This window comes from Marinomonas sargassi, assembly GCF_025716875.1.
Classification (GTDB): Bacteria; Pseudomonadota; Gammaproteobacteria; order Pseudomonadales; family Marinomonadaceae; genus Marinomonas; species Marinomonas sargassi.
The window spans coordinates 321392-347206 of record NZ_JAOVZB010000002.1; the positions used below are offsets into that span (position 1 = coordinate 321392).

The following is a 25815-nucleotide window of genomic DNA, read 5'->3' on the forward strand; positions in this document are numbered from 1 at the left end:
GCTGATCAATATTTATACACAACAGTTAAAGCGACATAAGAACAAAGAACTTTTTAGTTAGTAGTTTTGCCTATTAAGAAATAAGAAGGTAAAAATAATTTATAGGAAAAATGTTTCTACACACAAGAAAGGAACAAATAAACGATCAGATAACCTAAAATTTCAATAGGTTACACATACTACAGCCTAGTCTTTTTAAGGTATTAGTATATTCCTTATTTATGAGGAAACGGAGTGGTAAGCAATGGTAAGAGCCGTACTCACAGTTACATGCATTTTATGTCTATGCATAGCTGTGTCTAGCGGCCAAACTATTAAACCAGCTGACATACTTTCATTTTATAAAGATTCTGATTTAGATGGTGTTATAGACTTAAGAGACCTATGTGCAGGCACACCTTTAGATCAAGACATAGACTACGAAGGCTGCCCTATTATTCATTTAAAGCAGTTTTTTGTGCACTTTGACGTGCAGTTCGAAACCGCTAAACACGAGCTGAAGCCCGAATACTATTCTGAGCTCAAGGACTTCGCTCAGTTTCTCAACCAATCCCCCGACAACCTCATTCTTATTGAAGGCCACACAGACAACGTAGGAGAAGACGATTTTAATATTCCCTTATCTGAAAGGCGTGCGGAATCTATAGCCAAGACTCTTGAGTCAGTATTCAATATTCCCAAAAGGCAAATTAGAGCTATAGGGCATGGGGAAAACCAACCTATCACATCCAATCTAACTGAAGCTGGACGACAAGAAAACCGCCGAGTGTCGGGGGAGATCATTGAAATTATTCCGTGGCCTTCTCATATACTATCAAACACAGGCTCAACAGAGCATAACGAGGGAAAAGTTATTATCCCTTTCTCCTTTACTGAGAGCCTTAAAACGTACCAAAACGACACCCTGGCAACAATACAACAAGAACAAACGCAGAGCATCATCAGACAGATTGTCACCATACTAGACAGCCAACCAGACAAATTCTTATTGATAGAAGGGCATACGGATAACACAGGAGAAGAAGACTTTAATAATCGAGTGTCTAAAGCACGAGCTAAAGCCGTTGCCGACGCTATATACGATGAGTATTTTATTTTAAAAGCAAAACTAAAAGTTATAGGCCATGGTCAAAGCTCGCCTCTTTACTCTAATGAAACCGAGGAAGGGAGAGTAAAAAATCGTCGAGTGGAAATTATCCTCGCCACCCGCCATCAAGCAGAGAAGCAAGTTTACTTACAAAAATGGGATATTTGGAATGTAGGAGAAGAACTGCCTTTTCAAGAAGTTTCAGAAGAAGAAAAACCAAAACTCAATCCATCTCACCACTCTCCAGCCTTTTGGAATATCATGAACTAATTATTAATAAAGGACCATAAAAATAAAGTGCATCAGCGATGCATGGCATCTCTATCTCTCAATGAAAGAGTATGATCAAAATAATATTGAGCAACCACACCTAGGTAATCATTATCATCACTACTTTTCACTATCCATCCAATCCCAAACGTTCGATTATGTTTTTTAGGCTGGTGGTAGCTTTCTAAACGCCAACCTATATCATCTTCGCTGTATTTTTCTTGGTAAAAAGATACCCTATGGTCAGCATGCAGATAATAGCTCACACCTGCACGAGAGCTTGTAATGTTACTAAATGCGGTATCGTGAGAAATATAGCGCGCATTAAACGCCCAAGACTTCAAATACCAGCCCACCATAAACTGACCTAATGCGTTTCTCTTGGTTGCTTGCTCAGTATCTAATGGCTCTAGCTCATTAAAGCCAATACCAGCCCCTATATACCCATGTTGATTATGCACAAACCAATTAGACGATAGCTCTGATTGAGCAAAACTGTCTTTAGTTGAGCCAGTCACTAGATAATTACTATTCAATTGAATTTGAGAAATAAGGAAGTTATTAATTGGCATATTGATGTTGAGGTCAATATTCACTAAAGACTTTTCATTCAACCGGCCATAGCCTAACCCAAACATGAAGTTCGCAGACTCTTCGAGCTCTTGCTCCTTCCCTATATCAAAACTATTTGTTTGCGACGAATATGTTTGCAACAAATCTGATTGCAAAAGCTCAGCCTGCACAGCTTCGTCTTGGGCATGAACTATTGTTGAGCAAAGGGCGAAGAACAATAACAAAGGTAAAGACATCCATGAGATCACAATACAATTCATCCTACTGAGTGAAACCTTATCTTATAGCGGGATGCCCAGCACATTAAAGTACTGTCTAATAAATTTCTCACTGTATGGTAGAACTTCTTTCAGTAATTATTGAATTTAAAGCATCATGATCCGTCAACAGCTATGGGATTCCGAAGCAAAGCCCAATATAATACCCTCAAAGTCGCTTAGACATATTTTTTTAGGTTTATAGGTTACATGGCAAAAAAACTCTTTATCCAAACTCATGGCTGTCAGATGAACGAATACGATTCCTCTCGTATGGCCGATTTACTAGGTGAAAGTCATGAGATGGAGCTTACCGACAATGCAGACGATGCGGACGTTTTACTACTAAACACCTGCTCTATTCGTGAAAAAGCCCAAGACAAGGTATTTCACCAACTAGGTCGTTGGAAAAAACTCAAGCAGAAGAACCCTGATCTTGTGATTGGTGTTGGCGGCTGTGTTGCCAGCCAAGAAGGCGATACCATCCGTAAACGTGCAAAGCATGTTGATATGATTTTTGGCCCACAGACCTTGCATAAGCTTCCTGAAATGGTTAATGCGGCAGGCAACCAGATTCCAATCACGGATGTTACCTTCCCTGAAATTGAGAAATTTGACCACCTGCCTGCACCTCGTGTGGAAGGTGCTGAAGCCTTTGTTTCTATAATGGAAGGCTGCAGTAAATACTGTACTTTCTGTGTTGTACCTTACACTCGCGGTGAAGAAGTCAGCCGCCCATTTGACAGTATATTAGTTGAAGTTTCTCAACTGGCTGAACAAGGTGTACGAGAAATCCATTTGCTTGGGCAAAACGTAAATGCCTATCGTGGCGAAACAGAAGAAGGTGATGAAGCGGACCTTGCGGATATAATTCATGCTGTTGCAAAAGTAGATGGCATAGAGCGCATTCGTTTTACTACTTCACACCCTGTCGAGTTCACCGACAGTCTTATTGAAGCTTTCCGCACAGAGCCTAAACTCGTAAGCCACTTGCACCTTCCTGTGCAAAGTGGTGCAGATAAGATTTTGAGTGCTATGAAACGCGGTCATGATCGTAAGTACTACATTGATAAAATGAACCGTATTAAAGAAGCTCGTCCAGGAATTAGCTTGTCTTCTGACTTTATTATCGGTTTCCCAGGAGAAACTGACGAAGATTTCATCGATACCATGAACTTAATACAAGAAATTGGTTTTGATCATTCATTCAGCTTTGTCTACAGCCAACGCCCGGGAACTCCCGCATCTGATTTGGAAGATGACACACCAGAAGAAGTGAAGAAGCAACGTTTAGCGATTTTACAGCGCCGTATTAGCCAACAAGCATTCGACATTAGCTTATCTATGGTTGGCGAAGTCCAGCGTATCTTAATAAGCGGCTACTCGCCCCGTGATCCGGGTCAGCTTCAGGGTCGTACAGAAAACAATCGTATTGTGAATTTCCGTGCTACAGATCCACAGCTCATAGGTAAATTTGCTGACGTTGTTATAACAGATGCTTACACCAATTCTCTACTCGGTGAATTAATCAGCTCTGAACTTGACTCAGGCTTCACAGTTCAATAAAGACTACTTAATCAATAAAAGGTCGCTCTTGGAAACCACACAAACAACTCAACAAATTCGTTTAGCACCGTCTGAAGCAAAAGCTTTAGCTGTGCTATGTGGCCAACTCGATGAGAACATCAAACTCATTGAAAACAGGCTCGAAGTAACGATTAGGCATCGTGCTGAAGTCTTTGATATTTCAGGTGAAAACTCGGAGCATGTGGCAGCAACAAAGGTACTTATCGAGAACCTATATCGAGAAGCCCTAGCTAACGCCCAAGTAACGCCTGAAACCATCCACCTCTATTTACAAGAGTCTGCTGTTGAGTCTTTATCAAGCAACAAAAAGAATCAATCAAATCAAGTCGTCATCAAAACTCGTAAAGCTTTTATTAAACCCAAAGGTAAAAATCAGCAAGAGTACGTTAAGCAAATTCGTAAAAATGATATCAACTTTGGTATTGGACCTGCCGGTACAGGTAAAACTTACCTAGCAGTTGCGTGTGCTGTCGAAGCTTTAGAGGCAGATAGAGTTGAGCGTATTATGCTAGTTCGACCTGCTGTTGAAGCAGGGGAAAAGCTTGGATTCTTACCTGGAGACTTATCTCAAAAAATTGATCCGTACCTACGCCCACTGTACGACGCACTTTATGAAATGCTGGGCTTTGAGCTCGTAGATAAGCTCATCGAGAAAAACGTGATTGAAATTGCTCCTCTTGCGTTCATGCGTGGTCGAACTCTCAACAATGCCTTTATTATTCTAGATGAAAGCCAAAACACCACACAAGAACAAATGAAAATGTTTTTAACACGTATTGGCTTTGGTTCTACAGCAGTCATAACAGGAGATACTACGCAGGTCGATTTACCGCGAGGCACATCTTCTGGTTTAGCCCATGCCATGCATGTACTGAAAAATGTGAAGGGCATTAGTATGACGCTATTTAGCTCGTCTGATGTTGTTCGCCACCCTCTGGTCCAACGTATCGTAGAAGCTTACGACAGTTTTGATCAGGAAGCGGAAGCCGAGCGCAAAGCAAAAGCCGAAGCTCGCCAAGCTGAAAGAGATGCTCAAGCCGAGAAAAACAACTAATGGCCAATGTCACCTTAGACCTTCAAATTGCTACTACAGACACCGAAAACCTGCCTAACGAGGCACACTTTCAAACTTGGCTTGATACTGCGTTAGCGAACTCAAATGACGACTTTGAAGTAACTATTCGTTTAGTAGATGAAGAAGAAAGCCATAGCCTAAATCACCAGTACAGAGGTAAAGACAAATCAACCAATGTATTATCATTCCCATTTGAGTCACCTGAAGGTATTGAGTTACCATTATTAGGCGATCTTGTGGTGTGTGTTCAGGTGGTCACAAGAGAAGCGCATGAACAAAATAAGCCATTAATGCACCACTGGGCGCACATGATCATTCATGGTGTCTTGCATTTATGTGGATATGACCATATAAAGGACGATGAAGCAGAAGAAATGGAAGCGTTAGAAACACAATTACTGGCTTCTTTATCGATTCCAGACCCTTATTTAATAACAGAGTGAGTTACACCCCTAATGAGTGAAGACCGATCGAGTTCCTCCAACGATCAACAGAAATCTTGGTTTGAGCGATTAACACAAGCCTTTAATGATGAACCACAAAGTCGAGGGGATATAATTAACCTACTCGATGCCGCTGTAAAATCCGATATTATTGACCAAGATGCTTTTACTATTGTTGAAGGCGCCCTTGAAGTATCAGAAGTACAAGCACGTGACATCACTATTCCACCATCACAAATGGTTGTTATTCGTTCTGAAGATGATCCAAAAACCTCACTTCGAAAAATTATTGACTCCTCTCATTCGCGCTTCCCAGTCGTTGGCGAAGACTCTGATAAAATCCTAGGCGTTTTACTCGCCAAAGATTTACTACCTCTACTTTTCAAAGAAGAAGACATCACGAATGAGGACATACTCTCCCGTTTACGCCCAGCTAATTTTATACCTGAAAGTAAACGACTGAATGTGCTACTGAATGAATTCAGAACCATGCGCCATCACATGGCGATTGTTTTAGACGAATACGGCAGTGTTTCTGGCCTAGTGACTATTGAAGATGTCTTAGAACAAATTGTTGGTGAGATTGAAGATGAAACCGACAAACATGAAAACGCCCACATTCAACCTTCAAATGTTGAAGGTACTTATACTGTTTCAGCACTATGCTCTATTGAAGATTTTAACGACTTCTTTAAAGTAGAATTTGATGAAGAGGAATTTGATACCATCGGTGGTATTTTAGCGCATCAGTTTGGTCATGTACCCTTACGTGGTGAGGAGCTTGTTTTTAACAATTTCCTATTCCGCATTCTTACTTCTGATAGCCGCCGAATCAAAAGCATTCAAGTTGCTTATGTAGAGACAAGCACACAGGACTAACTATGTCGCACTCCTCCCCCAATGCCACTCTTAATGCTCTGGGGCAGGAGTCTAGCTTGCTACTTTTAATTCAGAAACTACCCTCTCCTCTTATTTACTGCCTAGGTTTAGCATCTGGGGCAATTGGCGTTACCAGTTTCTCGCCTTTTAATTTCGGTCCTAACTACTTTTTTAGTCTTTTCATATTTAGCCTATTCATAATGACTAGCCCGTCAGCAAAAGCGGCTTTTTGGAGAGGGCTATCTGTCGCTCTTGGCTTTTTTGGTGCTGGGGTATCATGGGTATACGTTAGCATTGCGGAATATGGACAAGTCAGTAGCTTTATAGCTTGCGCCATAACATTCGCTTTTGTTGCCTTGCTCAGCCTGTTTTGGGGCTGCTCTGCTTGGCTTGCATGGCTAAGCAGTAAAAAGCTTCCCCTCTTACCTCGAGGCCTAATCATCAGCCTTTTCCTGCTACTAGCAGAATTCGCAAGGAGCACTTTATTTACAGGGTTTCCTTGGTTACTGCCAGGCTACGCGACAGAAAATACATGGCTATTCGAGTTATTACCTATTGGTGGCATTTGGCTAAACAGTGCCATAGTCGTGCTTACCGCTTGTAGTGTAGCGGAGTTATTCCTCAGCATTCATAACCTTAGCACTCGCCACCTTAGACAGGGAATCACTGAAAACAAAGCTTTCACTTTTGTGATACTTCCTATTTGGTGTCTTTCCGCGGTGCTTTCATACCTTCCAATATCATGGGTCGAACAAACAGGCAGTTTAAAAACAACGCTGGTACAAGGAAACGTGAAACAAGATGAGAAATGGCTCGCGGATATGGCAAGGGAGTCTCTATCCTATTACCAACAAGCCACCATGAATCATTTAAACAGTGATTTGGTTGTCTGGCCAGAAACAGCGATCACTTACCTTTACCCACAAATAAAACCCTATTTAGCTCCCTTTAGTAAAGAGCTCTCTGAGAGCGACACAACTCTCATTACTGGCATTCCAGATCTAAGCGAAGATAAAACCCAGTATTACAATGCCATATTAGCAACAGGTAATGGCTTTGGTCTTTACTATAAGCAGAGGCTTGTTCCTTTTGGCGAGTACATTCCATTAAGTGATCTGTTAGGCCCAATTTTAGACCTTTTCCAAATGCCTATATCCGCCTTCAAATCAGGGGAGAAAAACCAGCCGGTTTTACAAGTAGGTGAATGGGGAATCGCGCCCTTTATTTGCTATGAAATTGTGTATGCAGAACAAGTTAGAAGCATGGTTCGAGACAGTGATGTTCTAATTACCATTAGTAATGACGCTTGGTTCGGTAGTTCCATAGGGCCTTGGCAGCACTTACAAATCGCGCAGTTTAGAGCGAAAGAAGCTGGGCGCTACGTGATTCGTTCAACCAATACTGGACTAACCGCTATTATAAATGAACGTGGAGAAATCACGGATCAAGCACCTCAGTTCCAGCGAACAACACTCACCGCAAATGTGAAAACTTTTGCAGGTATCACCCCATATGTACAATGGGGCTATCTGCCCACGATTAGCCTAATTTTTCTATGCCTAGTTGCGTCTTTAAGATGGAATAGACGCTCTAAAAAAGATATTTAATGGCTCGACATCAGGCCATAGTGACATATAGAGCAAGGCGCTAATACTTTTGCGACTTTGATCTCAGTATCGAAATTGCAAGCCATACATCGATATGTACCTGGCGCCACGATGGAACCAGCAATATGACACTGCTCTAAAGGAACAGGATTATTATTGGCGTGATTAACCAGCCATAAGAATGCGGCATCTTCTTTTTCATCCAGTTTATCAATGAGGTCATGCCCTTCATCTAGCAATAAATGCCAATTCGCATCAACCCACGCTTCCATGTAACCCATTTTGTCATGCCAGTATGCGGTCATCAGTGCGGCATCTTCGAGCAACCAATCTTTGGCTCCTACCAATATACTACGGGCTTCTTCTACCAAATTTGCGTTATCGTCATGGTTAGACGGATCTTTTTTGACAGATTTCATAACTCACCCTCCGTGCATCTTCTAATTAACAACCTACCTCTATAAAATAACCTAACTTTTCAGACTCTGTTAGTTAATGCTCCATTATCTTGCGCAAAATCGCTATAATGCCGCCTATTAAAAAATGACAATATGAGTCAAATACTTTACATCGAACACGGGACAAGTACATATCATGCAAGAACAATATAATCCGCAGCAAATTGAACAATCTGCTCAATCTTTTTGGGACGAAAACAAAGTTTTCAAAGCCGTTGCTGACTCAAGCAAAGAAAAGTTCTACTGCCTTTCTATGTTCCCTTACCCAAGTGGCAGACTGCACATGGGACATGTTCGTAACTACACAATTGGTGACGTTATTTCTCGCTACCAGCGCATGCAAGGTAAAAACGTTCTACAGCCTATGGGTTGGGATGCTTTTGGTCTACCTGCTGAAAACGCCGCAATAAAACACAAAACAGCACCAGCTAAATGGACAACAGAAAACGTTGCCTACATGAAAGGCCAATTGAAAGAACTAGGCTTTGGCTACGATTGGGATCGTGAGATCGCAACTTGCACACCAGAATATTACAAATGGGAACAATGGTTTTTCACTCAATTAATTGAGAAAGGCCTAGCGTACAAAAAGAACGCTGTCGTGAACTGGGACCCTGTAGATCAAACTGTACTTGCTAACGAACAAGTTATCGAAGGCAGAGGATGGCGTTCTAACGCTTTAATCGAGCGTAAAGAAATTTCCCAGTGGTTTATCCGTATTACTGATTATGCAGAAGAGCTACTTAATGATCTTGATCAGTTGGATGATTGGCCAGAGAAAGTTAAAACCATGCAACGTAACTGGATTGGTCGTTCAGAAGGCCTAGAATTCAGTTTCGAAGTACAGGGTAAAGAAGAGCGTTTGTCAGTCTACACGACACGTCCTGATACTATCATGGGTGTTACTTATGTCGCCGTAGCCACTCAACACCCTCTTTCTCTTGAAGCCGCTAAAAATAATAGTGAGCTAGAAGCTTTCATTGCAGAAAGCAAACTAATCTCAACAACTGAAGCCGATATGGCCACGGTTGAGAAAAAAGGTATTGATACTGGTTTTAAAGCAGTTCACCCAATTACAGGTGATATTGTTCCTGTTTACGCTGCTAACTTCGTATTGATGGAATACGGCTCTGGCGCTGTAATGTCTGTTCCAGCCCATGACCAGCGTGATTTTGAGTTCGCTCAAAAGTACAGTTTACCAATCAAGCAAGTGATCAAACCAGCAAGCCAAGAGGTAGCTGTAGACCTTGAGAAAGAAGCGTTCACAGACAAAGGAGTTCTTTGCAACTCTGGTGAGTTTGATGGCCTGAACTTCAAAGATGCTTTCGCCGCTATTTCAGCATGGTTTGTGGATCATAAACTTGGAGAAGTAAAAGTAAACTACCGCCTACGTGACTGGGGCGTTAGCCGCCAACGCTATTGGGGAACACCAATCCCAACCATTAACTTAAAAGATGGTTCGGTTGTTCCAGTACCTGCAGATCAGTTACCTGTTGAACTGCCTACTGATGTGGTGATGGATGGCGTAAACTCTCCAATCAAGAACAACCCAGATTTCTCAAGCATTCTTTTCAATGGAGAAGAAGCTGAACGCGAAACAGATACCTTTGATACCTTCATGGAATCATCATGGTACTTTGCTCGTTACTGCTGCCCAGAAGCAACGGATGCCATGCTTACAGAAGAAGCGAACTACTGGCTTCCTGTAGACCAATACATTGGCGGTGTAGAGCACGCTATCTTGCACCTTCTATACTCTCGCTTCTTCCATAAGTTGTTACGTGATGCCGGTTTGGTTAACTCTGACGAGCCATTTAAGCGTCTATTAACTCAAGGCATGGTCAACAAAGACGGCACTAAGATGTCGAAGTCTAAGGGCAACACGGTTGACCCTCAAGAAATGATCGAGAAATACGGCGCCGATACGGTTCGCCTATTCATCATGTTTACTGCCCCACCGGAGCAATCCCTTGAGTGGAACGATGCTGGTGTTGATGGAGCGTCACGTTTCTTACGCCGTATCTGGTCTTTGTCATACCGTCACAGTACAGCAGAAGGCAAAGTGGGTGAGTTAGATGTCAATGCTCTTAATGGCGCACAAAAAGCACTTCGCCGTAAGACTCATGAAACGATCCAGAAGGTCACAGACGATATTGAACGTCGTCAAACTTTCAACACAGCCATTGCTGCAGTGATGGAACTTTGCAACGAGATCAGTAAATTCGAAGATCAATCAGAGCAAGGTCTTGCTGTCGAAAAAGAAGCATTAGAAGCCGCGATATTATTGCTATCTCCTATTGTTCCTCATATTGCTCACCAATTATGGGGAGATCTGGGGCATACTGATAATGTCGTGAATACACCTTGGCCGATATTAGATGAAGCTGCTCTGGTTAAAGACGAACTGACGATTGTTGTTCAGGTTCTTGGCAAAAAACGCGCTGAATTAACCGTATCAGCAAGTGCCGACAATAAAACCATCGAAGCAGAAGCCTTGGCTCACCCAAATGTCACTAAATACATAGAAGGCAAAACCGTTCGTAAAGTGATCGTTGTTCCAGGCCGTTTGGTAAACATTGTCGCCAACTAAAGCCTATTAAAGGGAGTAGCTATCGCTGCTCCCTTTTTCATTCTGGTAAATAAGGAAAATTATGTTTACTCAACTGACAACCACCTTTCGTTTATTAGTACTGATTACACTGGCTATCAGCATAAGCGCTTGCGGCTTTCAGTTAAGAGGGCAGGTTAATATTCCTAATGAGCTAAAAGTCATGAACCTTACTTCTGAAAGTGGTTCAGATGAGTTTGATCGAGCGTTACGCGTTGAGCTGATTAAAGCTGGCGTAAGTATTGTTGAGGAGCACACAGAGCATAGTACTTTGTTAACCCTTAAAGTGAATAAAATCACCTCTGAAGATACCGAGCTTGCCCGCAATAGCTCCAACGAAGTTTCCCAACTACAACGTCGCTTAAGTACTCACTACTTCATTTTGAAAAATGACGGTAAAGCTCTGCATGGTCCAAGAAAAACCACTACAGCTCGCACTTTAACCAATCAAGATGCAGCAGAAAGTACCAAGCTGTCTTATAACACAGAGCAAACTCAGTTGATGCATAAGGACTTAGCTAACCAGATTGTCATGGATTTAAGCTATGTATCACCTTAACCTTTTTATCACGTTAACATTAGACATGTTAGGAAGGCATAGATGAAAGTAAGGGCTGAGCAGTTAGAACAACAGGTTAAAAAAGACCTTGCTCCTATCTATATTATCTCTGGTGATGAGGTATTACTGTGCCAAGAAGCGGCAGATACCATTCGTAAATCTGCACAGCTTCATCGCATTGATGAGCGCCTCCGCTTTGTCGCAGATGCCCAGTTTGACTGGCAAGACATTATCAATGAGAGCCAAAGCCTATCCTTATTTTCTTCTCGTCGATTATTCGACATTCAGATTGATAAAATGGGCGAAAAGCACAGTAAAGCCCTTGCACAACTTGGGTCATCTCTGACTGACGACAATATCATTTTATTGACGTTACCCAAGGTCGATGCACGCACTCAAAAAACCAAGTGGTTTAAACAACTCGAATCTCAAGGTGTTTTTGTTCAAGTTTGGCCTATTGAAGCAAAACGTTTACCTAACTGGGTACAACAAAGAGCACAATCTATTGGCTTAACACTGAGCCGTGAGGCAGCCAGCATTATTTGTGAACGAGGTGAGGGTAACCTTCTCGCCCTGTCTCAAGAGCTCGAAAAGCTCCTACTAGCCCATGGTAATGGAGCGCACATTGAAGCAGAAAATGTCATCGATGCCGTCTCAGATAGTAGTCGTTATTCTATTTATGACCTCAGCGACCGACTACTACTTGGTAAAACCAAAGAGGCGATGCACTGCCTAAACCAACTAATCAGTGAAGGGGTAGAAGCGAACATTTTACTTTGGCTCTTCAACAGAGAAACGCAAACTCTCGCCAAGTTATCCAAAGCACAAGCCACATCCAGCTTACGACAGGCCTGCCAAGCAGAGAGAATATGGGATAGTCGCATCCCCTTTTATGAAAGCGCTATGTCTAGGCACAACGCCAACACTCTACCTTACATACAAAACTATCTAGCCCTTATGGATAAAACCATCAAAGGCTTAGAAGGGCCGGATGTTAATATCGGCTTTCGTAATCTTGTTATGATGTTCTGTGGTTATAAACCCGTAACAACAGAACTTGATATTCCCGCTTAATTCAAAACTTACACTTTCCATTGTCAGGCTATTGAGATGAACCATTCCAACGTTATTGAAGAAATTAAAGTTTGGGCAACACCACTGTTTGTCACCCAAATGCCTTACCATGACTTTCTCAAAGAGGCCTTACTAACTGCTGTGTACCAGCAAAAATCTCTGCAAAGCACCGCAATAGAGAGCCAGATAGCACCAAAAGCCAAACATGCTTTACATGAAAGTACCTTGGATTTTCTCGATCTCGCCGATGCCAATGTGATGGAAACTAAGCGTATTTTAGAAGAGCTCATTCTAGAAGTGGCTTCATCTGTCAACCAAGGTTTTTGGCCAGAGAACGTTGAAGTCGATGCGCATATTATTGAATCTTGGTATCACGTCACCCAAAAAAATGGCTACCACGACGCACACTCACACCCTAACTGCTCTTGGTGCGGCATCTATTATTTAGAGCCAGGTGATGCTCAAGAATTAGGTAATGGTGGGCTAAACCGTTTTTACGACCCACGTGTTAATGCGGAACATTATGCTGATCCAGGTACCGCTTATTTAGGTGGCCAAGGGATATGGGACTTTACCCCCAAAGAAGGCCAAATAGTCATTTTCCCCTCTTACTTGAAACATTCTGCACTGCCTTATTTTGGAGATAAAGATCGAGTCGTCATCGCATTCAATAGTCTTATCGAGATGTATTAATCGACTTATTCCCTAAAACCACACCAGAAAGATAAAAAAAATTTTAACTTTCACGGTAAACATTCCCCAAGTCACCTAATTTGTAGTAATTTAACTTATTGGAGATTATGACTTGGGAGTAGCAATGCGTTTTCAATTTGATCAACTGAGTGGAACTGAGCGCTATCATCTGATTACGCAAACCATTACCCCTCGGCCTATTGCTTGGATTCTCACCAAAAACTCTAACGCAACATTTAACCTTGCTCCCTTCTCTTACTTCGCACCACTTTCCTCAGACCCAGCTTTACTTGTCGTATCTATTGGCAATAAAGATCAAGACACTAAAAAAGACACGAAAGAAAACCTGCTCCGTGAAGAAGAGTGTGTTGTGCACATCCCTAGCGGGGAGTTAGTAGAAGCTGTAAACCAAAGCGCGATGAATTTAGGCTCAGGCGAATCAGAAGTATCACACATGAATTTAGCTCTCGCTGAGTTCACTCAATCATTACCTCGCGTTAAAGAAGCAAAGGTTGCCCTACACTGCCGTTTGTTTGATAGGCACCAACTGGGCAACTCAAATTTTGATAGTCTGTATTTAGAAATATTAGATTTGTATATCAGTGATGACATTGCTAACGAAGAAGAAAGTCGAGTCACTGTCGACCATAAAGAACTTAACCCCCTCGGACGACTTGGGGGAAATCATTATTCATTATTAGGCGAGACGCTCACTTTAAAGCGCCCTAACTAAGCCAACACCGATTTAAGGAGTAATCAATGGACATAGCGACACAGATACAAGCCTTCCCATTTATGGCAAATGTCGATTCCGACTTAGAAAACTTATTAACTTCAATGGCCAGTACCAGAACACTCACAGCGGGTGAAGTACTGGCAAAGCAATTCGAGATTGGCGAAAACCTTTATTTTCTATTAGAAGGTGAAATAGCGATTTCAGTTCCACTACAAGATTCCGTAAAGTCTTATAATGTCACTTTAATGAATGAGCCCCTTGCTCCAATTGGTTGGTCCGCGTTCCGTCACCCATCTCGCTATGCGACCACCTTTACTGCCACCAAATCATCTACTCTTGTTGCTTGGCCTATTGTTGAGCTACAAAAGCTTCTCGATCAAAACTTAGCTTTTGCGGAAGCTTTCTTGCAGTTTGTTTATCAGGAGTCTCTGACAGTATTAACTAGTATTCAAAACCAGACTCACCCTTTCCTTTCAAATGAGTCATTGGCTTTTGAAGAGACACGCCCTTTGGACGGTTCAGAAACACAATCTCAGCCACTAAAAGATTCTGTAGCTCTGCTTAATTTCGCTCCATTTTGTGAAACCTTCACGCAAGCTGAAATTCATACGCTTGCGAAGAAAGCGACAATTTTACTAGCCCATCAAGGCGATATTATATCTCAGCAGGATCAGCCTGAAGATGGCCTGTACTTACTTATCAAAGGTAAAGCTATTGTCAGCTATCAAACAGATTCTGGCGACATCATTACAACTCGTTCTATTTCAAGAGCAGGTACAGTATTAGCTTGGGCAACACAAAATACTGAACTAAAGAATCGAACTTCTATTATTTCTTCTCGTGATAGCAGCATTCTGTTTATTAAGCAGGAAGATTTATTAAAAATTTTCGAGGAAAGCCCAAAGCTATCGGTAAAATATCTATATCGACTAATTTGGTTAGTCGGCACCCATTTACTCGCTGCGAGAATGCGTTACCTTTCACAAATTGCAAACGACGAAGTGCTCGCGGTTAGTAACGTAATACAACAAAATGCCGCCCTACTACCTGTAAGCTCCCCCCTCTATAAAGTCAGTGAGCTCTTAAAAAGTGCCATCACCACAGATGAAGCCTTTGGCATTTTCTATCACTGCCTACATTTTGGTACTGTGCTAGAACGCACTATTTCTGGAATGTGTTTGGATATTCTAAAAGACCTACAAAGGGAAAACGCTTTCTACCGTCATTTACAGAATACCTATGACACTATTAACAACTTACCAACTGAAACCCCGGCCTTAGATGCAAGACGCTTAGGGACAGAGTTGTTTAAACAAGCTTTTGAAGAGGTCCCTTATGTCATTAAAGGCTTAGAAAATTTGCCTAAAAAAGCTGGCTCATTATTTATTTACAATCACCTTCTAGGTTCACCTACCAACCGACTCCCAAACGGTTTCCGCTTCTCTCTAGACGCGCAATTTATTAGCTCTATGGTTATAGATAATGAATATGGTATCTCTGGTCAAAGGGTTGTACGTCGCAGCAAAGACAGCGAATTTTGGCGAGATAACTTTTACAACAAGTTCGGTAATATTTTTATCAAGAGCTGGGATAGTTTGACACAAGATACGCCTGATCATGATCAGTTCATCGAACAATCCCATGATACTTTGCGTCAGAACTTCCCTATTCTAATCTCACCTGAAGGAAAGAGTTTTAGCACACACCAATCTCCTGGAGCCTTCCTCCCCCATGTGTTTGATATTGCAGGCACTATGGAAAATGAAGAGCCTTGGATCGTGCCTATTATTGTGGCTAACTTTGATAAGCGTGCTGATCATAATATCTATACCATTGTAATTAAGCCTGCTTTCAAACTGTCTGAACGAGTTAATTACAATGATAAAGTCGCTTTCAAACAATTCTTAAAAGATTACCAAGAAGAATATCGTGGCTATGTTGAAGAAGCTGTCGAGCTTTCTAAAGAGATACGTAAGTACCCTATTTTTAGTGGCAAAGCTGGCTATCGCTCTAACGTAATGAGTTTGAACCAAATTAACATTGAGTTTGAATCTGACGTAAGAAAGCTTGAGTTCAGCCTCTCTGAACAGGCCAAAAAAACCTCGCCAGTCGCTTTCTATGGCTCAACCACCATGCGCCTTTGGAACGATTTTGACAAACATTTCAGCGGAAAAGGCGCCATTAATTTAGGCTTTGATGCTGCCACGTTAGAAGCGTGCGTCTATTACTTTGAGCGTATTGTGTTACCGCAAAAACCTCGCTCTTTAGTTATTTACGCAGGCGATAATGATATTGGCAACCACTGCAGCTGCAATAAAGTGGTAGAACTTTATATTGAGTTATTACAAAAGGTGGATCGTCACTTACCTGGTATTCCAGTGACTTTATTGAGCATCAAATGCAGTCCTACGCGCTCCAGTATGCGCAGCACAATTGAGAAAACAAACGTACAACTAGAGCGCCTTGCTAAGAGCCGCCCTAACACTCAATTTGTAAACTTATTTGATACTTTATTGGACTCGAAAGGTGCTATTAAAGAAAATCTATTCGAAGGAGATAGATTGCATGTTAGTAATAAAGCCTATGACCTATGGACGAAGGAACTTAAGAAGAGCCAAGAGTTTATCTTTGGATCTTAGAACCAATAAGGTCATCAATTAATACACATCAAAGCCACCTTTGGGTGGCTTTTTTTATCTCTATCGGTACTGCAAAAAACCATGAAATTCAGGCACAAAAAAGCCCGCTAGTAAGCGGGCTTTTTAAACTCATTTACAGTTTAGTGAGTTGTCTTCAACTTATAGAAAGTTGCTTGAACATAATCATCTGGATCACCAGAATGGTTTTGGTTATATACACCTGCTTTAAAGTACATGTACTGACCACCAGCATCGTAACCACTGTTGCTCATATCAACTTTTTGAATCGCATCAGGGTAACCATCGCGTGACAAGGTAACGGTCATGTCGTTGCCTTTCACTTCGATACGGTAGCTGAATACATCGCCAAGAGCGATACCATCTACTGGATCTGGAGCACCACCTGAGCGGCTACCTACTAGGTTGTAGTAGATATCAGAACCTTCGTTACGGTTTTCATGGGCAAAGTAGATTGAACCTTTCTTGTGACCAGGAAGCATGCGGAAGTAAAGGCGAATTGGTTCATCATCGTTAGCGTGGATCTGGCCTATGATGAAACGACCAACTTGCTCAGGCTCACCTGTTGTCGTTGTGTGGTCAATCTTAAGCGTTGCTTCCAAAATACCGTCTACTGCACCAGCTTTTTTCAAGTCTGCTTCAGGAGCTGAACCGAATACCCAGTTGTTCTTAGTCACACCTTTCAGATCAATACTTTGATCACCACGACGCAGCATCTGACGTAATTCAGTACGAACATACTTAGTGTTCTTAGAAGTACGAACACCTTTGATGAAGCTCTTGAATACTAGACCACCATCTTTCGCTGTGTAGAAGAAGTCAGGGTTTTCGTAACCTTGAGCAAGGTACTGCTCTGGCACATCATCAGGCTTACCGTTCGCATCATGGTCTGTTGCGATAGACAAGTACCAACCACCTAGGTCAAAGTTTTGTCCTGGCTTAAAGTCAGGGCGAACTTGAGCAGGAACATCTACTACTGGTAGAGGTGCTTCCCACCACTGACAATTAGGATCTGTTTTAACACAAGTACAATCAGAAACTTTAGGATCACACACTAGCGGCACATGGGTACCAAAATCACCTGGGCGAACTTTTGGCTTCTTGCTTTCCGCTTTCTTCTTAGCCGCTTTTGCTTTGGCTTTTTCGAATGCTTTCTTCAACTCAGGAATCGTTTCACTCTTAGGACAAGCATCTACATTACAGTTTGCCGCCAAGAACTCAGTAACACTGTTCCATGTATTGGATGTATTACCGTAGCCAACATACTTGATGTAACGAACTTTAGTAGGTTCTAGAGCAAAACGCTCTAAATCCAAGCTATAACCAGAGCTTTGTGTTTTCGGTAAAATTGTTTTCCACTCTTTACCGTCTTCACTACCTTCAAGCATGAAAGAAGTAGAGCGTGCATTACCCTTGTGGAAAGACATTTTTACAGCGTCTAATTCAATTGTTTTACCGTAATCAAATTGTGCCCAAGCACCTTCACCATTTGCTGACCAACGAGTTTTAATATCAAGATCAACTAAACGATCAGGGCCGTTACCATCATGATCACTGGCAGTAACAGATACTGGAACAGAAACCACATCTCTTGGGTTTAGCTCGTTTGTAGAACATGGGTCAACACTACAATTAGCTGCAACAAACTCAGTAACACTATTCCAAGTATTAGATGTGTTGCCGTAACCTACGTATTTAACATAGCGTGCTTTCGCTTTCGGGAAGTCGAAACGCTCTAAGCCTAGGGTTAAACCAGAGCTTTGTGTTTTAGGTAGAAGAGTATTCCAAGTCTGGCCGTCATTACTACCTTCAAGCATGAAGGAAGTCGCTCGTGCGTTACCTTTGTGGAAAGCCATTTTCACAGCATCAAGTTCAATTTCTTTACCGTAATCAAACTGAACCCAAGCACCGTCACCATTTGCAGACCAACGTGTCTTAAAGTTACGGTCTAAAAGTCTATCTGGGCCGTTACCATCGTGGTCACTCGCTGTAACTTCCGCTGGAGTGGAAGCGACTGCCATTGGGTTTAATTCTTCATCAGAACAAGCGTCAACATCACAGTTAGCAGCAACAAACTCAGTAACACTGTTCCAAGTGTTAGAGGTATTACCATAACCAACGTACTTGATATAACGTGTTTTTGTATCAGAAAAGTTAAAGCGTTCTAGTTCTAGGCTTAATCCTGAGCTTTGTGTTTTAGGCAGGATAGTTTTCCAAGTTTCACCATCGTTACTGCCTTCTAGTACGAAAGAAGTCGCTCGTGCGTCACCTTTGTGGAAAGCCATTTTAACAGCATTAATTTTGATTTTTTTACCGTAATCAATAACCGCCCAGGCACCGTCACCATTAGCTGACCAACGGGTTTTGATATCACCATCGATAAGCCTTTCTGGGCCATTGCCATCATGATCACTAGCGGAAGCGCTAATTGGAGGAGGAGTAGGCCCAACCGAACAACCTACAGCAAGAACGGACAAACCAACCAGTATGGTTCCTTTGAACTTGTTAATCATATCTCAACACCTTTTATTTTTTTTGTGGCGTAATTTTTATTTACCGTAATTTTGTGTGTAATGAGAAACACTACAGACCCATACCATAATTGAAGACATATAATAATACAAATGATTTTTGAGTCTCCAATGTCAATAATCCTTTTGTCTAATAGGCCTTCCCTCGTTTAAAGCACACACTGAAAATCAAATAATTAAGCCTAAGGTATTGACCTTTATTACATATCTCGTCAGCATAGAAATTCATTATTAATATGTACATGAGAAACTTCATGAATCCTGTTTTCTTAAATAATAAACGCAGCGGCGATAAACGTAAGGCTAAAAAGCTTTGCGGTGCTGACGTGCGGATTTAAGAATCAAAACTCCCCGGCAGCATTTTGCTGACGGGACCCTTCCTTTTGATTGTTCAGTAAAATGCCGCCGGCCTTAAATGAGGCAAAGATATGTTTTACGGTGCAATAACAGCGTTAGTCACTCCTTTTAAAGATGGCCAATTGGATGAAACAGCCCTGCGTAATATAGTCCGTTGGCAGCTGGATCAAGGCATTAATGGCTTGGTTCCCGTTGGCACAACCGGAGAATCACCAACGCTTACTGAACAAGAGCATAAAAGAGTCATTGAAATTACCGTTGAGGAAGCAAACGGTGCTGTGCCTATTTTGGCTGGCGCTGGTTCTAACAACCCAGTTGAAGCGGTAAATTATGCTAATTATGCATACCAAGCCGGTGCAGATGCGACCCTACATGTGGCAGGCTATTACAACCGCCCCAACCAATCCGGCTTATATGAGCACTTTAAGTATGTGCATGATCATAGCCAACTCCCTATGATTATTTATAACATCCCACCTCGTGCCATCGTTAATGTCGAAGTAGATACAATGGCAAAACTTACCGAGCTACCTCGAATCATCGGCGTAAAGGATGCCACAGGAGATATAACACGACCGATTCAAGAACGAGCCTTAATAAAGACGCCTTTTGATTACTTAAGCGGGGACGACTTTACCTCTGTCGCCTATAACTTAGGGGGGGGACAAGGGTGTATTTCAGTTTCATCCAACATAGCACCTAAGCAGATTGTCGAGCTACACAGACTTTGCCGAGAAGGCAATTTCTCACAAGCAGCTGAGCTACAAGATAAACTTTTTCAACTGCATAGCGCTCTTTTTATTGAGCCTAACCCTGCTGGCGCTAAATATGCTTTATCCTTATTGGGACTATGCAGTGAAGAATGTCGTCTACCAATAACCACTCTACAAGAGATAACTAAACAAAAGATTCGCCATGCGATGGAAGTATTAGCTCTTATTTAGGCTTAGCGAGAAAGTGCTTTTGGTAAAGGGTGAAATAGTCAGTAGAAATTCACCCTTTTACCAATAAAGATTGATAAAGTGTCATATAGATAAACCACAATTTATGTAAAAAAATCCGAGACTACAATTAACATTTATAGGATGGGGGTATCCGAGTGAATAGAGTTCATTTTATTGGTGGCGAAAAAGGCGGTGTGGGGAAATCCATGACGGCCCGAGTATTAGCGCAATATCACATCGACAATAACATGCCATTTATCGGCTTTGATTGTGATTCTTCTAATAGTACCTTTTCACGATTTTATGAAGAGTTTGCTTCGCAAGTGATTATTGGCGAAGAAGAAAGCCTAGATGGCATGCTTGCAGCAATCGAAGCTTTTCCTGAAAGAGATTTAATTATTGATCTAGCAGCCCAAGCCGCTGGCCCACTTGGAAAGTGGATTGAAGAGACCGACGTATTTGGCCTACTCGATGAAATGGGCTATCAAGTCTGCCTATGGCATGTAATGGATGATGGTGCTGACTCTGTCAATCTATTAGAGCAGCTATTAACACGTTACACCCAAGAGTCTGTTGACTTCGTAATAGTACAAAACCATGGCCGCGGCAGCGATTTTTCCCGCTTCCAACAATCCGAAGTTTATCAGCTAGCAAGCTCACGTGGTGCACTCATTCTAGAACTGCCTAAATTGCAGACTAAATTGACTCAAAAAATTGATTTTAATAACACCAGCTTCTGGGCTGTCGCCAATGACAAGAGCATCATGAATATTGCCGAGCGTCAGCGTATGAAAGTTTGGTTACGTAATACGTACGAGCAGTTTTCACAACTTGGCTAATGCCATATATTTCTGTTCTATATTGCTAAAAAAGCCTGCTTAGTCACCGATAATTAAGATGACTAAGCAGGCTTTTTTATATTTACCGTTTCAACTCTACAGATAAGATCAGTTTAATGTAAAACTCTCGCCTTTATATTCTGTGACTAAACAATCCGTACCTTTACTTTTCAAGCCAGTGCAAAAATCATTACTGTAAGAGCGGTTGATAAAAGGACCTGCTTTAAGCAAATACATGGTACTGCCTCTTACCTCTTTTTGATCTATTAAAGGTTGCAAGGTTTGAAAGCTATCTGGATCTTTTTTCAAGAAGGCTTGCCAACCACGCACGACTTCATCTTTATATCGATAAGCACCTATCTGCACTGCGTACTCAGGCTCAGGGTCAGTTCTTTCACCGGTTTCAGAAGAAGCTTCTTCTGCATTCGTAACCTGATTCTGTGGCAATGCTTGTGGAGCTTCATTCATTACGGTTTCACTTTCCGCAAACCCTCTTTCAGCTATGGTTCTCGCCTCAAGTAGACCAGAGTCCTGAGTCTGTATGCTTTCCGAGTCTAAAACAGATGGGGGCGTTGTCTCATAAATAGATGGCGCAACTTCAACTGCACTCTGTTCATTATTCCACGCTTCTTCTTTCTCTTTTTTTAGTTCGGCGATCTCAGCCTCTAACGCATCAATTTTATCTAATTTTTCTTGTACGCTTTGCCATTGCTCATCATGAGAACGAACTTTTCTCTGCAATTCGCCATACGCCATAAAAGTGTTTTGCTCACCTGTGGAAGAACATGCTACTAGTGACAAGCCCATCGCTGCCAAAATAAGATTTTTCATCATGTTAATTCTTCACTCCTAAATCCCGTTTTCAATAAGTCCATCATAACCATACTTTTGTTACTAATTAACTTTTATGTTCGCTATCTAATTCAATGACTAACTAAAGAATACGTAATGCCCCCACAAAATCAAAGCGTATCTGCTTGCTTTACCTAAAAAAACCAATACAAAGAACCACCAGAAAGGTGTTTTTAATACACCTGCGACCACAGCAAGTGCATCGCCAATAATCGGTAGCCAAACTAATAGAAGACTCCACTTTCCATATTTACTAAAAAAAGCTTCTGTCGACTTTCGTGAACTAGAGTTAATGGGAAACCACTTTCTATCTTCGTACCTAATCAAGTATCTACCTAGTAACCAGTTAGTCAAACTCCCTAAGGTGTTTCCCATGGTTGCGCAAAACCACAATAAGGAAATAGATATGCCCGCCTCACGAGCGTAATACACCAAGACTCCCTCAGACCCTAGGGGCAATAGAGTGGCAGAGACAAACGCAACCCAAAATACAAATACGTAACTCAATGCTACTTTCCCATTACACTTGTTTAATTAATAATGACATTAGATTTTTTATAACAATGATTCTCAATCCATTTTTTACACTGCAATCACATGAATCAAGGAGCTAAAAAAGTAAATGGAACTAAGCCACAGATAAAAGATCAAACCTTTTCATACTACTATTTTATAAGGACATAATTATGCTAAAAGCAACCGCACTTATCATTGGGGCATCCCTTTTTACCTTATCCGTAAATGCTACGGAGAGTTTATTAAAATACGAAAGTCCCTATTCAGTACAAGAAACGGCAGATCGTTTTGTATCAATTGCCAGTAGCAAAGAACTGACTATCTTCACCCGTATTAACCACCAAGAAAATGCAGAAAAAGCGGGACTTAAGTTGAGACCAACACAGGTTATCATTTTTGGTAACCCTAAAGTCGGCACACCTCTCATGCAATGTGCTCAAGATGTTGCCATTGACCTGCCACAAAAAATATTAGTCAGCCAAGACAGTGAACAAAAAGTATGGCTTTCATATAACAACCCTGAGTATTTAAAAACGCGTCACAAGATAGTTGGCTGCGATGCAGTAATTGGCAAGGTATCCAATGTTCTAAAAGCCTTATCAGTAGCGACCACCAAATAAAGAGTCTGCCTGCTAAAACAAAAATGCCCAAACCTCATTGAGGCTTGGGCATTTTTATATCTTTCATTCTACTAATCAAATAGCAGCTATTAATTAAACAAGCGTTTCTCAAATAACCATGATTGCTTCAAGCCATGTAAGCTTTTTGCGCCTGCAAGCACAGCAAGATCTAGAACTGGTTCAAGTAAAACAACTGTTAGGTATGCAGCACCAAAGCTAGATACAGAAACTAGACTCTCCGCGCCAAAGCCTTGCCCATAAAAGGCCCAGAATGCCACCCAAGCAACAATGCCACCTTGATAAGTAAGAGACAGTTTTAATGCTTGCTGATAAGTAATATCAACATAAGCAGTGTTAGCTGAGATAGTACGACGAGCAATCAGACTCATTGCAAACAAAGGCAACAATAAGGTGGTGATATTCATACCGTATTGAGGCAAGTCAATCGGTGCAAAGAAAACGCCCTGTGCCAAAAGCCCTAACCCTAAACCAATGGCTGCAGCGGCAGAACCAAACAGCAAAAACAAAGTGGAGCCCAAAATAAAGTGGACTTCAGAAACCCCGACAGGGTAATGAGGTAAGACTTGAAAGAAAATAAAGACTAATAGAGTCGTTAATATACTTCTGCTGAGCAGCGATATAAGACCATCATTTTTTATCGTATCAAACGACGCTTTCGCAGTGAAAGCTAACGCGGTAAGTGCGGTAGCATAACTTAGAACAATTTTTGCGCCATCAACGACGCCAGGTTCAATGTGCACTATGTGCCTCCAAAAATATGTTTCATACTCACCCGTATGATGACAAAGAAAAGCTTATCCATAACTTAATAAAAACAGTTAAATGAAAGCCACCATAATAAAGGCCGGTCTCCGGGCTTATGAAGCAATAGAATTTAAACCAATTATTACCTAATACCTTCCCATCAAAGACAGTGATATTTCGGCTTAGTTTAATGCTCATTTACCGTTGCGGGGGCAGCATAGGATTTGTTTAACACTCACCTATTTCCCGTTTCATTGGTAAAACTTACCAACACCTTTACTTGCATTTCGAAGCCTACGTTTTACAGAGCAATTAAGCAACCAAGTCCCGTAAAAACCACAGTAATCATGGCAGCTATACAAGATGAGCTACGAATTATTCATAGGCAGCTCCTTCCAACCTAGTTATCAGCTATTGGAAGAGTCGTTTTGCCCAAACTGTTAGCCCTGCTGCCACACTACCAAAGTGATCACCATCCTGCACAGGAACATTCCCTATATTGTCTTGAATGGCCTGACGAATAACAGGAGACTTAGCTGAACCACCCGTTATGTAAATGACATCAGGTTTCTCACCTGCTTGTGTAATGGCCTCATTCATTAGCTGTAGCATTTTCTCTAAGGGAGGGGCAATGGATTGTGCCATAGCTTCTCGGTCAACCATTTGCTCTAGACCCTCTTCGATATAGTCTAATATCAGCCTGTGCTGTTGAGCTTCTGACAAAGCGATCTTGGCTTCTTCTGCATTACGAACAAGGTGAAAGTTTTGTTTTTCTTCCCGTAGTTTTAAAAAACGTTGTAACAGTTTTGGTTGCGCCGCATCCACTCTAAGCTGCTCTAATTGATACTTAGTTTCCATGCTATTAAATAGACTAATAGCAGAGACATCATTGGTGGTGACTGCATTCCAGTATAATTGCGTCGGCATAGGTAGGCCATTTTTCAGCAAAGAGTCCATACCAAACAAAGGCATTAGATGTTTACCCGCAATGCGAATATCCAAATCATTTCCGCCAACTCGCTCCCCTGTGTGGCCTAAGAAGTCATCTTGCCTATCGGTTTTCCCAAGGTAATTTGGCCCCATTCTCACCATGGCGCAGTCGGTTGTACCACCGCCGATATCCACAACCAGCACTGTCATATTTTTTTCAAGCTGGGTTTCAAAGTCCAAACCAGCGGCAATCGGTTCATACAGAAACTCAATCTCTTTAAAGCCTGCGCGTTTACCTGCTGAAGTTAATATATCTATGGCTTGACGATTACTCGCTTCCGAATCTAACCCTTGAAAGTTCACTGGACGACCAATCACAGTATGAGTCACTTCTGTACCTAGGGCTTTTTCTGATCTGGCCTTAATATTCATCATCATGGCGGCGACCACATCTTCAAAGAAGTTAATGTGCTCTCCCCGTAAACCTGTTGCCCCTAGAAAAGACTTAGGTGACTTTACAAAATAGCCTTCTTCTGGCCATTCAAAATACTCTTCAAAAGCCGCACGTCCAAAAAACAGCGTTTGGTCGCTATCACTAATATCTTCTTCACGCCTTGCTCGCTGGGCTCTAGTCAGTGCATTCCTTCGAGAGGCAACATAATCTTGGCGTGTCACAGTAGAGGTTAGTTGGCGTGCAACAAACTCAGTAATTAAATCTCGGTCTAAGGCATACAAAGTGGAAGGTAAAAATGTATGTTTCCCTTCTAATGGAACCAACTGAACATTAGTATCTTGAGGCACGCCTAAGGCGCAATTGGATGTCCCGTAATCAAAACCACAAATCATGCTTTACCTATGTATTTACTCGTAAATATGAAAGGCTCAATGGCGCCTTTAT

22 protein-coding genes and 1 riboswitch are annotated in these 25815 nt (G+C 41.7%); of the genes, 15 read left to right on the forward strand and 7 right to left on the reverse strand.

The features are described 5' to 3' along the window. The first annotated feature begins 295 nt into the window (after positions 1–295). Positions 296–1357: an OmpA family protein gene (locus tag OFY17_RS05970; protein WP_263529815.1), complete on the forward strand. Its 1062-nt coding sequence runs from the start codon at positions 296–298 to the stop codon at positions 1355–1357. 32 nt (positions 1358–1389) lie between these two features. On the opposite strand, the gene OFY17_RS05975 is transcribed toward OFY17_RS05970, so the two are convergent. Further along, complete coding sequence (locus OFY17_RS05975; protein ID WP_263529816.1) at positions 1390–2190, reverse strand: hypothetical protein; 801 nt, start codon at positions 2188–2190, stop codon at positions 1390–1392. Between the two features lie 207 nt (positions 2191–2397). Here OFY17_RS05975 and miaB point away from each other — a divergent pair, with 207 nt between their 5' ends. Genes miaB through lnt form a run of 5 tightly spaced genes read left to right on the forward strand, consistent with a single transcriptional unit; the run spans position 2398 to position 7778 of the window. After that, positions 2398–3753, forward strand: coding sequence for a tRNA (N6-isopentenyl adenosine(37)-C2)-methylthiotransferase MiaB (gene miaB, locus OFY17_RS05980; protein ID WP_263529817.1), 1356 nt, complete (start codon positions 2398–2400; stop codon positions 3751–3753). Between the two features lie 28 nt (positions 3754–3781). Further along, complete coding sequence (locus tag OFY17_RS05985; RefSeq protein ID WP_263529818.1) at positions 3782–4828, forward strand: PhoH family protein; 1047 nt, start codon at positions 3782–3784, stop codon at positions 4826–4828. Further along, positions 4828–5292 (forward strand): rRNA maturation RNase YbeY, encoded by a 465-nt coding sequence (gene ybeY, locus OFY17_RS05990; protein WP_263529819.1) that lies wholly within the window; start codon positions 4828–4830, stop codon positions 5290–5292. The genes OFY17_RS05985 and ybeY overlap by 1 nt, the downstream gene beginning before the upstream one ends. A 12-nt stretch (positions 5293–5304) precedes the next feature. Then, positions 5305–6171: an HlyC/CorC family transporter gene (locus tag OFY17_RS05995; RefSeq protein WP_263529820.1), complete on the forward strand. Its 867-nt coding sequence runs from the start codon at positions 5305–5307 to the stop codon at positions 6169–6171. A gap of 2 nt (positions 6172–6173) precedes the next feature. Further along, on the forward strand, positions 6174–7778 hold the full coding sequence (lnt, locus tag OFY17_RS06000) for an apolipoprotein N-acyltransferase (RefSeq protein WP_263529821.1): 1605 nt from the start codon (positions 6174–6176) through the stop codon (positions 7776–7778). Here the strand turns inward: lnt and OFY17_RS06005 are convergent. Beyond that, a complete protein-coding gene (locus OFY17_RS06005) occupies positions 7775–8197 on the reverse strand; it encodes a zinc ribbon-containing protein (RefSeq protein WP_263529822.1) in 423 nt (140 codons plus the stop codon). The two genes, lnt and OFY17_RS06005, sit on opposite strands and share 4 nt — an antisense overlap. Before the next feature lie 175 nt (positions 8198–8372). On the opposite strand from OFY17_RS06005, the gene leuS reads away from it, so the two are divergent. From leuS to OFY17_RS06035, 6 genes are all read left to right on the forward strand, one after another. Then, positions 8373–10826 carry a leucine--tRNA ligase gene (leuS, locus tag OFY17_RS06010; RefSeq protein WP_263529823.1) on the forward strand — a complete coding sequence of 818 codons (2454 nt, stop codon included), beginning with the start codon at positions 8373–8375 and terminating at the stop codon, positions 10824–10826. Positions 10827–10887: 61 nt separating this feature from the next. Continuing rightward, positions 10888–11403: an LPS-assembly lipoprotein LptE gene (locus tag OFY17_RS06015; protein ID WP_263529824.1), complete on the forward strand. Its 516-nt coding sequence runs from the start codon at positions 10888–10890 to the stop codon at positions 11401–11403. A 42-nt stretch (positions 11404–11445) separates the two neighbouring features. Then, positions 11446–12477 carry a DNA polymerase III subunit delta gene (gene holA / locus OFY17_RS06020; RefSeq protein WP_263529825.1) on the forward strand — a complete coding sequence of 344 codons (1032 nt, stop codon included), beginning with the start codon at positions 11446–11448 and terminating at the stop codon, positions 12475–12477. Positions 12478–12513: 36 nt separating this feature from the next. Beyond that, positions 12514–13170: a 2OG-Fe(II) oxygenase family protein gene (locus OFY17_RS06025; RefSeq protein ID WP_263529826.1), complete on the forward strand. Its 657-nt coding sequence runs from the start codon at positions 12514–12516 to the stop codon at positions 13168–13170. Between the two features lie 124 nt (positions 13171–13294). Next, entirely contained in the window at positions 13295–13903 is a 609-nt protein-coding gene (locus OFY17_RS06030) for a flavin reductase family protein (protein ID WP_263529827.1), read from the forward strand. A gap of 26 nt (positions 13904–13929) precedes the next feature. After that, positions 13930–16545, forward strand: coding sequence for a cyclic nucleotide-binding domain-containing protein (locus OFY17_RS06035; RefSeq protein WP_263529828.1), 2616 nt, complete (start codon positions 13930–13932; stop codon positions 16543–16545). 140 nt (positions 16546–16685) lie between these two features. Here OFY17_RS06035 and OFY17_RS06040 read toward each other — a convergent pair whose 3' ends face one another. Beyond that, the gene (locus OFY17_RS06040; protein WP_263529829.1) at positions 16686–19076 is read right to left on the reverse strand and encodes a polysaccharide lyase family 7 protein; all 2391 of its coding nucleotides are present in this window, start codon (positions 19074–19076) and stop codon (positions 16686–16688) included. A gap of 446 nt (positions 19077–19522) precedes the next feature. Here OFY17_RS06040 and dapA point away from each other — a divergent pair, with 446 nt between their 5' ends. Together dapA and OFY17_RS06050 are read left to right on the forward strand one after the other, a co-directional pair. Then, positions 19523–20395: a 4-hydroxy-tetrahydrodipicolinate synthase gene (gene dapA, locus OFY17_RS06045; protein WP_263529830.1), complete on the forward strand. Its 873-nt coding sequence runs from the start codon at positions 19523–19525 to the stop codon at positions 20393–20395. Between the two features lie 155 nt (positions 20396–20550). Further along, the gene (locus OFY17_RS06050; RefSeq protein ID WP_263529831.1) at positions 20551–21234 is read left to right on the forward strand and encodes a P-loop NTPase family protein; all 684 of its coding nucleotides are present in this window, start codon (positions 20551–20553) and stop codon (positions 21232–21234) included. 108 nt (positions 21235–21342) lie between these two features. Here the strand turns inward: OFY17_RS06050 and OFY17_RS06055 are convergent, their stop codons facing one another. Together OFY17_RS06055 and OFY17_RS06060 are read right to left on the reverse strand one after the other, a co-directional pair. After that, positions 21343–22068 carry an SPOR domain-containing protein gene (locus tag OFY17_RS06055; RefSeq protein WP_263529832.1) on the reverse strand — a complete coding sequence of 242 codons (726 nt, stop codon included), beginning with the start codon at positions 22066–22068 and terminating at the stop codon, positions 21343–21345. Between the two features lie 96 nt (positions 22069–22164). Beyond that, positions 22165–22593 carry a YqaA family protein gene (locus OFY17_RS06060; protein WP_263529833.1) on the reverse strand — a complete coding sequence of 143 codons (429 nt, stop codon included), beginning with the start codon at positions 22591–22593 and terminating at the stop codon, positions 22165–22167. A gap of 179 nt (positions 22594–22772) precedes the next feature. Between OFY17_RS06060 and OFY17_RS06065 the strand changes: the two genes are divergently transcribed. Then, complete coding sequence (locus OFY17_RS06065; protein ID WP_263529834.1) at positions 22773–23222, forward strand: DUF302 domain-containing protein; 450 nt, start codon at positions 22773–22775, stop codon at positions 23220–23222. Positions 23223–23311: 89 nt separating this feature from the next. Here the strand turns inward: OFY17_RS06065 and OFY17_RS06070 are convergent, their stop codons facing one another. Continuing rightward, entirely contained in the window at positions 23312–23983 is a 672-nt protein-coding gene (locus OFY17_RS06070) for an energy-coupling factor ABC transporter permease (protein ID WP_263529835.1), read from the reverse strand. An 85-nt stretch (positions 23984–24068) separates the two neighbouring features. Beyond that, positions 24069–24280: riboswitch (cobalamin riboswitch) on the reverse strand. A gap of 118 nt (positions 24281–24398) precedes the next feature. Then, entirely contained in the window at positions 24399–25763 is a 1365-nt protein-coding gene (yegD, locus tag OFY17_RS06075; protein WP_263529836.1) for a molecular chaperone, read from the reverse strand. Positions 25764–25815: the final 52 nt, after the last annotated feature.